General features: G+C 63.3%; 14 protein-coding genes. 8 read left to right on the top strand and 6 right to left on the bottom strand.

The features are described from left to right. Window positions 1-522: a hypothetical protein gene (locus HB634_RS01700; protein WP_063573314.1), complete on the top strand. Its 522-nt coding sequence runs from the start codon at window positions 1-3 to the stop codon at window positions 520-522. Window positions 523-644: 122 nt separating this feature from the next. Here HB634_RS01700 and HB634_RS01695 read toward each other — a convergent pair whose 3' ends face one another. After that, window positions 645-1,718, bottom strand: coding sequence for a dienelactone hydrolase family protein (locus HB634_RS01695; protein WP_255548311.1), 1,074 nt, complete (start codon window positions 1,716-1,718; stop codon window positions 645-647). A 35-nt stretch (window positions 1,719-1,753) separates the two neighbouring features. After that, window positions 1,754-2,581, bottom strand: a complete 828-nt coding sequence (locus tag HB634_RS01690) for an AraC family transcriptional regulator (protein ID WP_213947279.1) — start codon at window positions 2,579-2,581, stop codon at window positions 1,754-1,756. Window positions 2,582-2,720: 139 nt separating this feature from the next. Between HB634_RS01690 and HB634_RS01685 the strand changes: the two genes are divergently transcribed. Both HB634_RS01685 and HB634_RS01680 read left to right on the top strand, forming a co-directional pair. Beyond that, on the top strand, window positions 2,721-3,092 hold the full coding sequence (locus HB634_RS01685) for a 2-hydroxyacyl-CoA dehydratase (protein WP_213947278.1): 372 nt from the start codon (window positions 2,721-2,723) through the stop codon (window positions 3,090-3,092). Between the two features lie 11 nt (window positions 3,093-3,103). Next, window positions 3,104-4,000: a bestrophin family protein gene (locus tag HB634_RS01680; RefSeq protein ID WP_213947277.1), complete on the top strand. Its 897-nt coding sequence runs from the start codon at window positions 3,104-3,106 to the stop codon at window positions 3,998-4,000. 114 nt (window positions 4,001-4,114) lie between these two features. Here the strand turns inward: HB634_RS01680 and HB634_RS01675 are convergent, their stop codons facing one another. The 3 genes from HB634_RS01675 to HB634_RS01665 form a co-directional block, all read right to left on the bottom strand. Beyond that, a complete protein-coding gene (locus tag HB634_RS01675; protein ID WP_213947276.1) occupies window positions 4,115-5,701 on the bottom strand; it encodes an inorganic phosphate transporter in 1,587 nt (528 codons plus the stop codon). Window positions 5,702-5,761: 60 nt separating this feature from the next. After that, entirely contained in the window at window positions 5,762-6,268 is a 507-nt protein-coding gene (locus tag HB634_RS01670) for a hypothetical protein (protein ID WP_213947275.1), read from the bottom strand. A gap of 763 nt (window positions 6,269-7,031) precedes the next feature. Further along, window positions 7,032-7,565, bottom strand: coding sequence for a hypothetical protein (locus HB634_RS01665; RefSeq protein ID WP_213947274.1), 534 nt, complete (start codon window positions 7,563-7,565; stop codon window positions 7,032-7,034). Between the two features lie 139 nt (window positions 7,566-7,704). On the opposite strand from HB634_RS01665, the gene HB634_RS01660 reads away from it, so the two are divergent. Both HB634_RS01660 and HB634_RS01655 read left to right on the top strand, forming a co-directional pair. Further along, complete coding sequence (locus HB634_RS01660) at window positions 7,705-8,517, top strand: CHAD domain-containing protein (protein WP_213947273.1); 813 nt, start codon at window positions 7,705-7,707, stop codon at window positions 8,515-8,517. A 29-nt stretch (window positions 8,518-8,546) separates the two neighbouring features. Continuing rightward, window positions 8,547-8,873 (top strand): hypothetical protein, encoded by a 327-nt coding sequence (locus HB634_RS01655; RefSeq protein ID WP_213947272.1) that lies wholly within the window; start codon window positions 8,547-8,549, stop codon window positions 8,871-8,873. A 30-nt stretch (window positions 8,874-8,903) separates the two neighbouring features. On the opposite strand, the gene HB634_RS01650 is transcribed toward HB634_RS01655, so the two are convergent. After that, entirely contained in the window at window positions 8,904-9,404 is a 501-nt protein-coding gene (locus HB634_RS01650) for a hypothetical protein (RefSeq protein WP_213947271.1), read from the bottom strand. 338 nt (window positions 9,405-9,742) lie between these two features. On the opposite strand from HB634_RS01650, the gene HB634_RS01645 reads away from it, so the two are divergent. From HB634_RS01645 to HB634_RS01635, 3 genes are all read left to right on the top strand, one after another. Beyond that, complete coding sequence (locus HB634_RS01645; protein ID WP_213947270.1) at window positions 9,743-11,047, top strand: carbohydrate-binding protein; 1,305 nt, start codon at window positions 9,743-9,745, stop codon at window positions 11,045-11,047. 189 nt (window positions 11,048-11,236) lie between these two features. Beyond that, the gene (locus HB634_RS01640) at window positions 11,237-12,226 is read left to right on the top strand and encodes a zinc-dependent alcohol dehydrogenase family protein (RefSeq protein WP_213947269.1); all 990 of its coding nucleotides are present in this window, start codon (window positions 11,237-11,239) and stop codon (window positions 12,224-12,226) included. A gap of 95 nt (window positions 12,227-12,321) precedes the next feature. Then, a complete protein-coding gene (locus tag HB634_RS01635) occupies window positions 12,322-12,906 on the top strand; it encodes a fasciclin domain-containing protein (protein ID WP_063571648.1) in 585 nt (194 codons plus the stop codon). Window positions 12,907-12,954: the final 48 nt, after the last annotated feature.

The following is a 12,954-nucleotide window of genomic DNA, read 5'->3' as shown; positions in this document are numbered from 1 at the left end:
ATGAAAGCATCTGTCTACTGCACGACCCGCACCGTCGAACAGGCCGAGCACATCGTCCTCGAACTCAAGCAGGCCGGCTTCACCAGCGACGACATCTCGGCGCTCCTTCCCGACCGTCGCGGCACGCGTGACTTCGCCCACGAACATCACACCAAGGCGCCCGAAGGTGCGACCACCGGGGGTGTCGTCGGCCTCGGCCTGGGTGCCGGCCTGGGCTGGTTGGCCGGCATTGGTGCGCTGGCGATCCCCGGCGTCGGTCCGTTCATCGCTGCCGGACCGATCATGGCCGCGCTTGGCGGCGCGGCAGTCGGCACGGCGACGGGCGGGATCATCGGCGCGCTCGTCGGCATGGGCATTCCCGAATTCGAAGCCAAGCGTTACGACGCCAAGGTACGCGAAGGCAGCATCCTGATTTCGGTACACACCGAAAGCAGCCAGCAGCGCGACGTGGCCAAGGATGTCTTCAAGCGCAACAACGCCGACGACATCTCCAGCGGGTCGGAAGCCAGCGTTCCTTCCTGAATAAACCACGCGCTATTTCTGTAGGAGCCGACTCATCGGCGATCCCGCGGCAGCGGGCAAGGGTGTCGCGAGCACCCAATCGCCGATGAATCGGCTCCTACACAGAAGCGCGACGGCCATGATTAGAGCGTCGCGTCGAAAAGTGCTTTCGCTTTGGCCAGCGCTTCCCCATGAGTCACACCCTGCGACACCTTCACATCCGCGCAGATCGGAACACTCGCCTTCGCCGCCTCCGTGCAGGTGCTCAGGAAGTCGTAGTGCCCCACCCCGGGCAACCGCGTGATCGTCGCGCCCGGAATCGCCTTCACTGCGATATTCGCGTTCGTGGCGGCTTCGGCCACTTTGTCATCCAGGCCGACAACGATCGCCGTGGGCACGTGTATCTGCGCAAAACTATCGGGCGCGATCGCCTGCACCAGCGCCGGCGCGAGGGTAAAGACGGCCTTCACTTCCGGAATCGAATGATCGTCCGCCGCGCGCGCGATCTGCGCCTTGATCGCGGGATCGTCGTACGCCTTATGGAAGAGCGCGGGTCCGCTGATCTCCGGCGCTTCCTTCTGCGGCTTGCACACGCCGTCGTCCGGATGGCTGTCGCAGAACGCCCTCAGGTGGGGAATATCGGTGCGCGCACCCGCCAGCAGGAACGCCGTGAATCCGCCTGCCGAAAAACCCGCCACACCCAGGCGCGCCGGATCGATATGGGCCGCGATGTCCTTATCCTTGCGAACCGCCGCGAACGCTGCCTTGAGGTCCTCGGCGCGCTCCCACCACATCGCCGCACCCGCCGCGGTCATCGGTCCCATGCCGTTGTTGCCCGGATGATTCACCCCGACCACGACATACCCGTCGCGCGCCAGCTCCGTACCGAACCAGCTCATCATGCGCGCCGTTCCGCCGAAGCCGTGCGATAGCAACACCACCGGGTGACGGCCCGGCGCGAACGGCGCTTCCTGCGCGGCACGACCGGCGAGGAATAGCGGATGACCGGGCGAGCCCATATCCAACGGCTCTTCTTTCGCCCCGTCAATGGCGGGATACCAGACCGTAATAGCCAGCGCGTCGGAATGCGACGCATCGCGCATGGCAGCGGTCGGTGTGGTCGTGGAGCGATGCGTCTCGCCGACGGTCGTCGCCGACGCTACGCCGAGGACCGAGGTAAGCGCCAGCGCCAGGCAGGCGCGGGTAATGTCATGCATGGTGGATCCCCTCTCTTGGTGACGGATGGGAGGCCTCAGGACGCCAGTGGCACCCAGATTTCGACGCCACCCATGCCAGTCAGGGGGTCGAAAGCGGCATCGTAACGTTCGAAATCCGGTGCGTCGGCTGCCACAAGTCCCGAGGCGGGAAGCCAGGTCTCGAGGAAGGCGCGCCACGTCAGCGGTATCGAGCCGATGTGCCCGTTGTGCCTGACGACCGCGTAAGGACGCCGTGCAAGGCGAAGCCGCGTGAAGTCGGTGGGCACCGCGGAGAAGTTCTGGACTTCGTAACCGCACAGGTAATCGAAGTTGCCTTCGTCGTCCTGGTTAAAGCACACCCCATAGGAATACGGTCGTTTCGAGCGCGCACGGGCGTCCTGCTCCAGGCGTTGCCACTGAGAAGGGATGCCAGCGGAGTTCGATGCGAGGTACCGCGCGCCCAGCCCGGCGATCAACAGCGGGCCGGCCTCTTCCACCCGAGGAACCTGCGCCTCGGGCACGGGCTCCTGCATCACCCGCATCGCCTCGACAACCGACAATCCTTCGAGCGAACCACGCTGGCGGACCTCTTCCGGCGTGGCCCCGAACTGTTCGCGGAACGCCCGGGTAAACGCCTCGTGCGAGCCGTAGCCCGCCGAAAGGGCCACGTCGAGAATGTCGGGGGCACCCGCCGCCAGCTCACGGGCGGCCTCGGAAAGGCGGCGCGCCCGCAGGTAGCGCACGACGGGCCAACCGGTCGCCGCCTGGAAGACACGCGTCAGGTGGAAGGGCGAAACACCCGCCGCCGCGGCGACATCGCCCAGGGCCAGCCCGGCGCCGAAATGGCTTTCGATGTACCAGAGAGCTTTCTGCGCGGCCGCCATCGTGGCTGTCCTTGTCGAAGTAGGAGTCATCCTAGCGCCGTGTCAGATAACGCACTTGATCGCGATTGCGGGCCCTGTCCGGCGCGAATCGACCAGGCCGCCGTGCGACAATGGAGCCACTTTCGACCGAAGCAGTGCCATGAATTCGTCCGGTAAATATGACTTCAAGCAGTTCCAGGACGAACTTGCCGCGCTCGACCGCCAGAATGCCGGGAACAAGCCGCCGGTAGCCGCAACGCCCGTGCCAACGCCGGTCGAAACCCGGGTCGAGCCGCCCCTCCCCGCCAAACCTGTCGAAAAGCCCCGCCGTGGCCGTCCACCCAAGGTCGATCCGCTCGCCGAAGCCCGCGCCGCGTTCAACGCGTTGCGCGTGAGTTACGGCCTCAGCGTGGCCGACGTGGTGGCCTGGTTCCCGCCGGAAGAAGGCATCGCCTACCTGCAGTCGCTGATCGCGAGTGCGGAGCCCAAGCCGCGCAAACCCCGGACCAAACCCTCGCCGGACGCCGAATAAGCCGCCGCTCGATGACCGTCCACTCTCGCACCCCGAGCGTCCGTTCCATCCTGTTCACCCTCAACGGGTCGATCATCCCGGTCATCTGGCGGCGCGTGCTGTACACCGTGCTTCTGTCGGTCGCCGTCGTCTGGGCGGATTTTCATCTGTTCACGCTGAAGGTCGGCCTGAACGCGGCGCCGCTCACCCTGATGGGCCTGACGCTGGCGATCTTCCTCGGCTTTCGCAACACGGTGGCCTATCAGCGCTGGTGGGACGCTCGCACGCTTTGGGGTGAGCTGATCGTCGCCAGCCGCAACGCGGCACGGCAGACGCTGGCCTTCCTGCCGGATGCAAGCCAGGCCACACGGCGCGAACTCGTGCATTCACTGATCGCGTTTGCCTATGCGATGAGACATCACCTGCGCGCCAAGGATCCCACGGCCGACCTGACGCCATGGCTGCCACCCCAGATGCTTGCCGCCGTCATGGCCTCGCCCAACCGGCCGAGCGCGCTGCTCGCTCACATGGGCGTTGCCTTTGCGACCGCCGCACGGGCCCAGGACACCAGCCCGATCCTGCTGGCGTCCATCGACAAGGAGCTGGGTGGGCTGTCGCACGTGCTGGGTGGCTGCGAGCGCATCCAGGGCACACCCCTGCCCTACGCTTACCTGTTGCTTCTGCACCGAACGGTGCACATCTATTGCTTCCTGCTGCCGTTCTGCCTGGTCGGGCTGGTTGGCTGGTTCACGCCGCTGCTTGTGGGCGTGCTCGCCTATACGTTCTTCGGGTTGGACGCCCTGGGCGACCAGATCGAGGACCCGTTCGACATCCTGCCGAACGATCTGCCGCTGGATGCGTACTGCCTTACGGTGAAGAACGACCTGGTTGCGCTTGTTGGCGACGGCTCGGCTGACGCCGTCGCTTAGAGATCGCCGATGAATCGGCTCCTACAAATGCAAAAGACCTGCGCAGGTCTTTTGTAACAGACGACCTGCGCAGGTCTTTTGTAGGAGCCGATTCATCGGCGATGCTCTCCCCCACTAAAACACCTTGACCAACATCCAGAACAACCCGGCCGCCAGCGCGATGGAAACCGGTAGGGTCAGCACCCAGGCCATCAGCATGCTGCGCACCGTGCCCCACTGCAGCCCCGACCCATTAGCCACCATGGAACCGGCGACACCCGACGACAGCACGTGGGTGGTACTGACCGGCAAGCCAAAACGATCCGCCGCACCGATCGTAATCATGGCCACCAACTCAGCCGAAGCACCCTGCGCATAGGTGAGATGCTCCTTGCCGATACGCTCGCCGACGGTGCGCACTATCCGTCGCCAGCCGACCATGGTGCCCAGACCCAGCGCGATCGCCACGGCGACCTTGACCCACGTCGGGATGAACTTCGTCGATTTATCGAGCAGGCCATGGTAGTTGCCGAGCACCGCCTGGTCCTCGGGCGCGAACTGCGGTTGCTTGCTCTTCTCCATCAAACGCAGCGCTTCTGAGCTGAGATACATGCTGTTACGCACGTTGTTGATCTCGCCCTGCGGCACGTCGGCGAGCGTCGGACGCTGCGCCACCTGGTCGCCGATGCGATCGGTGAGGGCAACCAGCGCAGCGAAGGTCGACGGCGTGGCCTGCTTGGTCTGGATGTAGTGCTCGATCTCGTCGCGCGGCGAGGCGACAGCCGGCGCACCGGTGGCGTACTTGGACAGCGTTTCGCTGGCGTGGTGCGCCACCGAAACGAAGGTCTGCGTTTCCCCGGGCGTCACCGCCTTGTTCAAGGCGTACGCGCTGGGCACCGTGCCGATCAGGATCAACATGATCAGGCCCATGCCCTTCTGCCCGTCGTTCGAGCCATGCGCGAACGACACGCCCGTGCAGGTGAGGATCAGCAGGCTGCGAATCCAGAACGGTGGCGGCTGGTCGCCATGCCGTTCCGCGTAGAGTTCGGGCGCTTTGACGAAGCGCTTGAGGAGCATCAGCAACGCAAAGGCCAGACCGAAGCCGATCAATGGTGAAAACAACAGCGCCTTGCCAACGCTCAGCGCCTGGCTCCAGTCGACGGCCGCATTCGCGTTACCTGAATTCATCAGCTGATTCATGAGACCCACGCCGATGATCGAACCGATCAACGTATGCGAACTCGATGAGGGAAGGCCGAGATACCAGGTGCCGAGATTCCAGATGATGGCTGCCAGCAACAAGGCGAACACCATGGCGAAGCCGACGGATGAGCCCACGTTGAGCACGAGTGCGATAGGCAGCAACTGCAGCACCGCGTAAGCCACCGCGCCGCTGGAGATCATGACGCCAACGAAGTTCCAGCCGCCCGACCAGACCACCGCGAAGGTCGCAGGCAGCGAGCGTGTGTAGATCACCGTCGCCACCGCGTTAGCGGTGTCGTGAAATCCGTTGACGAACTCGAAGCCCAGCGCGATTAGCAGAGCGATGCCGAGCAGGACGTATTCGAAAGCAGGACTGGTGGGCGCGACGTGGAGGTCGTGACCCAGTTGCGAACCGACGTAGATCGCCGCGGCGAGCAGGACGGCGGCGAACACCCCCAGGCTCAGGTAGCGGGTAAGCGGGGAGCCGGCGGTCGGCTCGCTCAAAACCGTACTGTTCATGGTGCGCCTCCGGTTAAGACAGACCAGAGGTAACAAGGGGGTGTGACCGTCTTGTGTCAGTTAGTGAAAATCGACCTGAATGGCCATCAATGCCTGGTCGCCCTGGCGGAAGGTGCACAGTCGGCCGGTTTCGACGCTGAGCATGTGGATGGCAAGATCGTGGGCCTGCTCCGGCTTATCGCCGCCGTGCTCCTGCAGGGATTTCGCCATGGCGTCCACCGCGGCGCCCTGGTCCGTGCCCGGCTGCTTAACCTGTGGAACGCAGGTCAGACTGACAGCGTTGCCCTTGTACGTGCCTGCGATGCCCCAGGTCGTCTCATCGTCGATGCCTTCGACGACCCTGGACCAGCCGATTCTTACGCTGTACTTGTCGTGGCTGAAGTTTCCGCTGGTGACGCAGAGTTTGGCGTCCACCTGCTTATCGGAAATCGTGACCGGTCGCACCTGGCATACCTCGCGGCCTGGAGCGGCGACAATTGGATCCCCGGATGCATCGGCGGAAGAGACATGACCAGACAAGGCCATGCTGATCAACGCCAGGGAGAGGTGCACTTTTTTCTTGATCATTGTTGAAATCATCCGAGACTACATCTGCTGGGAAAGTGATCGATGCTCCGCCGCGATGAAGCCCATCACGTGCGAGCGAAAGGTTTCAATGCGCTCTGGGTTCTTCGCTAGCTGTCACGCCACAATCTGACGATATAGCTTCTGCAGCGCTCTCAATGGCGCTTCCAGTGCGAACAGCTTCCCTGCGCGATGTCGTGCGGGATGAAAACACCCATACGGTGAAAACCAGGAACCCGCTACATGCGACCGCGAGCAACACAACGAACGGCGATCGGGCATAGGTGTAGAAAGCGTATATCGCACCCGGCAGTTGCTTGTGCGCCTTGCACAAAGCCCAGAAGACCACATAGAACACCGCAATCCCGCCAGCGAAGATCTGCTTATATTCGAATCGACAGAGGCATCGCGCCAAGTACGGAGGGACAACGTACAAGACCAGTACAAGTAAAAGATACGGAATCAGCAGCGATCCTACCGATGGTATGAGAGCGCCTGCGTAGTTAGCCGTCATTGACATTAAGTTCCTTCTTTCAATTCGATTCAGCGCTTTGCGCGACGAAGTCGCCAATTGCTCTGTCTTGAGCGGCCGAAATCTCCAACGAATATCTCCTTGCGTTCTACGCCCGCTTGTCGGAGCTCTGGTGTCATACATCGCGGCAGGCTCGCTAGGAAGAGCACCGCGAGATACTCCCGCTCGAACAATCCATCACGACGCCGACGACGCTTTCGCCCTTAGAGCAGCGCGCACGTGTCGTCGCGATACTCAAAGATAGGGAGGAGACGTGGGGCGCTTCGTCCTGATGCGCGAGCTGGTCAGGCTTCGCAGCACAGCATCCATGTGTTCCGGCGTACCGACAAGTTGATAAGAACGACTGACGGGCCAGCCTGTGGGACTGTCGTCGAAGATAAACATGACACCCTGATTGCTCGTTCTTTGGAGTACCCCTGAGTACCTACCTTTAGAGGTGTGAAATGTGACCCGGTCTGACGATGTAATTTTTGGATGGTTCGGAAAAAAGGTATCCATGCCACGCCAAGCGTCGATAAATTTGTCTAGGTCGTTCTTATCGACGATCTCCACGGTGCTCCCCTGAGCGATTCCACCGTCTAGCGATGTCACTTCGATCGACTCTATTTTCATTTTGGACAAGTGGTGAAAGAAGACGCTTCCATCAGCTGCGGCGGGGTTGAACAAGGCGTAGACCATCGCCGATAGCCATAACACCCCTACCCCTGCTATCAGCCAGTTCCGAATGTCCCAGCCTTCAATTCGCATGCCGGTTCCATGGCCTTTCATTTCCTCGCATCCCTGTAGATTTTCTTGTGTCGCCTGCGCTGGTCCGAGCAAGCGCCGCGCAAAACGTGCGGCATGGTAATGGACCGCCACCTGGCACACAACACGAGCTTGCCGCGGCATCTCGTGGTATTTAATCCCGATGCCACAGACCCCCGCGCCCAGCATCCAAGCCGCCCTCGCCGCTCTGGCAGGACGGGAATGTCGCGGCGCCGCTCGCGCCCTGGCCGACGTGAAGGACCGCCATCGCGGCATCCACGAGGCCCGAAAATCCCTACGGCGACTCAAGAGCCTACTTGCGCTCGGGGCGGAACCTTTCGCGAATCAACTGCCAACCCTCAATGAGCGGATCGGCAAACTGGCTACCGGACTGTCCCCGCTTCGCGATGCCCATGTAGCGGTACATACAGCGCAGACCCTGGCGGGCCCGGGACCCTCCGCCGAATGGCAGCAGGCTATCCACGCCCTGGAAAATCGCCGGGACGGGCGGCTTGCCGCGGCGCTGACCAAGGATCCGCGCTTTCTCAAGCGGCGCCACCAGGTTCGCGACCTCGGTGACGCTATCGAAGTCCTGCCCTGGAAGACGGTCACGCGTCGCGCGATCGAACAAGCCATCGCACGCTCGGAGCAACGGGTGGCTCGTGCCGAAAAGCGGGTACGCAAGGACGGCTCGGTCGCCAACCTGCACCGCTGGCGGCGGCGTGCACGGCGCCTGCGCATGCAGCTGGAATTCTGGCGCAAGGTGTTGAAAGCCAACGGTAAATCCGCCCATAAGCGCGGCCCGAAGGACAAGGCGGCGGTGCAGGCCATGACGAAACTCTCTGATGCCCTCGGCGCCAAGCAGGATCTGCGCGCGTTGCGCGCGACGTTGCGCACGCTGAAGGCCCCGCTTTCGCTGGATCCGCTGCTCGAACGCATCGCCCATGAGCTCAAGGCACGACGAAAGATCGGCTGATCGCGGCCGCGATGCCCTAAGATCGCCGGATGACCAACCTTTCCCCCGCCGCCACCACGGCCTTGATCGACGTACGTAAGGCCGCCCAGGCCATGAAGCAGGCCGCCACGGACACCGCGACGGTGGCTGATGAGCTGCGCCGCTACCAGAAGTTCGCAAAGCCCGGCCAGCCTTCGCCCCATCTCGTGCAGGTGCGGCAGAGCCAGGCGCGGGTGCGTCAGGCCTCCAACCACGCCAAGCAGTCGTTCCTCATGGCATCGACCACCTTCGTCCGCGAGGCGGCACTGAAGGTGCCGACGCGCCTTTCACTCGAGGCGTATGTCACGGCATGGCTCGCGGCGAATCCCGAAGCCTGAGCGCTTGAGCGCGAGCCCTGCAGCCATGGCTCAGGGCTTGGCCGGACCGTTGAGCGCCTGGATGACTTCCGGGTGCGACTTGGCAAGATCGAGGTCGCCAGCGAGCTTCTCTCCATGGATGGCCAGGAAACGGCAGCCGTCCAGGGGCGTGGTGCCGGCGTTCTCCCTCGCCGCGCTGTCCGACAGCGCCTGACGCACATCCGGTTCCGAGGAAGCGATCGTCGGCTGCAGTTTCGCCAACACCTTCGCCTCAGACAGACCGTGTGCCTGCAGGACCGCCAGGGCTTTGGCATAGGCTCCCGCGTTTTCGTCGACAAAGGTGCTCACGAAGACGCGGACGTCGACCGCTTGCTTGTCGCACACCTGTTTGTAGGCCAGGCGATTGAACGTATAGAACGAAACGAAGTTCTTCGCCGCCTCGAACTGGGGATCGGCGGGGGCCGGGCGGGCCGGCGCGTCGGCGGCCGACGCCACGGATAGGGCGATGCTTGCAATGAGACCGGCGACGGTCATGTTTAAACGAGACGGCATGCGTCACTGCTCCTGTGCCGGATCGGGTGCCGGGATCCGTCGCACGGTGACATATCCGGTGCTTCGCGCCTACCTGCCCTGCCGAAAAGGTGGCTTTCGTTGTCATTACGGACAGCGCGACGAGACAAGACATTTTCAGGCAGCTGCCGCGACGCATCAAACCGCTTTGATGCGCGTTCGGCGCAACAGGCGCAAACGGCGCCCTGACGCCATTGCACCGCCGCATGGGGTGTTAAAACGCTCTTCACGTCGCATGTCACATTTCGTCACATTCCAAATAGACAACGTTGTCATCGAGGACTACATCAGACGCCACCAACCCAGGCAGGAGGCGTTCGATGTTCACGAAGACGACAAGCAAGCGATCCCATGCGTTGCTCGGTGGCTGCTCCGGTACGTTGGGGGTAGCGATTGCCCTCGCCCTTTCTTCCGTCGTGCCGATGCAGACGGCCCATGCCGCCGGCGCGTGCGCGGCGCCGTGGAATGCCGGCTCGGTCTATACGGGCGGCAGCACGGCTAGCGAAAACGGGGTGAACTACAGCGCCAACTGGTGGACCCAGGGCGACGACCCCGCGACCCACAGTGGCGCGAGTGGCTCAGGACAGCCCTGGACCTCGCAAGGCTCATGTACGGGCGGCGGCACCACACCCCCGCCTGTCGATCCGCCGCCGCCGACCAATCCGCCGCCGGCCGCAGGCGATCTGTTGTTCAGTCCGTACAAGGACATCACGATCAACCTCGACTGGAACACCAACATCATGTCGACGCTGGTCACCGGGACACGCATTCCGGTCGTCGGCAGCGGCAGCCTCGTCTCCACGCAGGTGCCTAACCTTGGTGCGATTACCCTCGCCTTCGCCACCGGCGAATGCGGTAGCGAGAACTGGGGCGGCCTACCCGCCGCATCGTTCGCCGGCGCTAATATCAGCCGCCTGAACAGTGCCGGCATCAACTATGTCGTGTCCACCGGCGGCCAGGCGGGTTCCTTTACCTGCGGCAGCAACGCGGGCATGGCCAAGTTCATTTCGACCTACATGAGCCCACACATGGTCGGCGTCGATTTCGATATCGAGGCCGGACAGACACCCGCGCAGATCAACGCGTTGATCGCCGGTGCCGTCGCCGCGCAAGGCCAGTATCCCAACCTGCGCTTCTCGTTCACGCTGGCCACGCTCGCCGCGTCGGACGGTAGCTTCGGCGGCGTCAACACGACAGGCGACATGGTGGTCCGCGCGGTCAAGGCCTCCGCACTGGTGAACTACACCATCAACCTGATGGCGATGGACTATGGCTCCGGTGCGAGCTCGGGCATCTGCGTCGTCGCCAATGGCAGCTGCGACATGGGCCAGTCCGCCATCCAGGCGGTGACCAACCTGCAGCACACCTACGGCATTCCCCTGAGCAAGATCGAGATCACGCCGATGATCGGCGTAAACGATGCCTCAAGCGAAGTGGTCAGCCTTGCCAATGTCGACAAGATCACGGCCTACGCGTCGACCAACAAGCTCGCGGGCGTGCACTTCTGGTCGCTTGACCGGGACACGCCGTGTGCCGGCGGGTCCGCCTCGCCGACCTGCAATTCCGTCCCCAGCACGACGGCGCTGCAGTACACGAAGCGCTTCCTGAGCGATCTCGGTCGCTGATCGAAAACCCGGCCAACCCTCATGGCTGGCACCCGTGCCCCTGGATCCCGCAACGGGACCCAGGGGCACATCGCTTTACGGGGGGTCACCCACGCCGCCCATGTCCGAAGTGTTCGGACATCGCCGCAACTTCTCTATGCAAGCCCCGGACACATGTTTGGGTACATCCCTTCTGTCCGAGGTTTCTCCATGTCACGCATCGTCATGTTCGAAAGCTATGGCGCACCCGAAGTGCTCCAGTTCCGCGAGGTAGAGGTCGCCGCCCCGGGGCCGCGCGAAGTTCGCATCACCGTGCGTGCCATCGGCCTGAATCGCGCCGAGTCCATGTGGCGCAAAGGCAGCTATGTCGAGGAAGTCCGCCTGCCTGCGCGACTGGGGTATGAGGTCGCCGGTATCGTCGACGCGGTCGGCGCCGAGGTCTCCCACGTCAAACCGGGCGACGCCGTCACGACCATCCCTTCGTTCTCGCAGAACGACTACGGTCTCTATGGTGAAGTCGTCCTCGCGCCGGCGCATGCGGTGGTCGCGATTCCCGCCGGGCTTTCCTTCGAAGAAGCCACGGCCATCTGGAATCCGTACATCACACCGTACGGTGCGTTTGCCGAACGCCACCCGCTCACGAAAGACGACGTGGTCCTCGTCTCGTCCGCCTCGAGCAGTGTGGGCCTGGGCGCGATCGAGATGATCAACATGCTCGGCGCGACACCGATCGCCCTCACCCGCACGAGTGCGAAGCGTGAGGCGCTCCTCGCTGCGGGCGCGAAACACGTCATCGCCACGGGGGAGCAGGATCTTGTCGCCGAGGTGAAACGCCTCACCGGCGGGAAAGGCGCGACGTTCGCCTTCGAAGCGGTCGGTGGCTCCCAGTTTCCGACACTGCTCGCTGCGTTGGCCCATGGCGCAACCGTGTTCGTCTACGGCGCCTTGAGCGATGAAGTCACGCCGCTGCCATTGCTCGACGTCATTCCGAACGAGCCGGTGATTCGTGGCTATAACCTGTTCGGCACGACGACGGATCCGGAGCGCCAGGCGCGCGCCGTGAAGTTCATCAGCGAAGGCCTTGCAAGCGGCAAACTGAAGCCGCGCATCGCGCAGACCTTTGCCTTCGACGACATCGTCGAGGCGCATCGCACGCTGGAAAAGAACGAACACACCGGGCGTATTGTCGTCACCGTGTGACGATCCGGAGTGAGCGCTTGCCGCGTCCGTTGCATCCGGACGCGGCAAGGCTGCGTATCACTTGGTACCCCAATCACGGGGACCGAGGATTCGCCATGAAAAGCCGCACGCTCTCCCGCACGCTGCACATCGCTCTTGCCCTGACCGCCGCGTTCGGCGTGGCGGACCTCGCCTTTGCCGACGACGGCATGGCCATGCAGAAGTCCGTCATGGTCGGTGGCGCCGCGATGTACCCAAGCAAGAACATCATCCAGAACGCCGTCAACTCGAAGGATCACACCACCCTCGTTGCCGCCGTAAAAGCCGCTGGCCTGGTCGACACCCTCTCCGGCCCGGGCCCGTTCACCGTCTTCGCCCCCACCAATGAAGCGTTCAACGCGCTTCCGGCGGGCACCGTCGACACCCTGGTCAAGCCCGAGAACAAGGCGACGCTGACCAAGATCCTCACCTACCACGTGGTATCCGGCCGCTACACCGCTTCCGACCTCATGACTCTCGTGAGCAAGGGCAATGGCAAGGCCAGCCTGACCACGGTCGAAGGCGAGCCCCTCACTGTCAGCCAGACCGGCAAGACGCTCGACGTAACCGACGCCAAGGGTGGCGTCGCCCACGTCACCATCGGCGATGTCATGCAGTCCAACGGCGTCATCCACGTCGTCGACAAAGTCCTGATGCCGTAAAACGAAGGTCCAGACGGGCCTGGCCCGTCTGGACCTGCAGCAGGCATG

Origin of the sequence: Luteibacter sp. dw_328 (assembly GCF_018449605.1) — a bacterium.
In the GTDB taxonomy this organism is placed as follows: domain Bacteria; phylum Pseudomonadota; class Gammaproteobacteria; order Xanthomonadales; family Rhodanobacteraceae; genus Luteibacter.
Note: the sequence above shows the minus strand (reverse complement) of the source record. Positions and strands in the feature narration are given on the sequence as shown.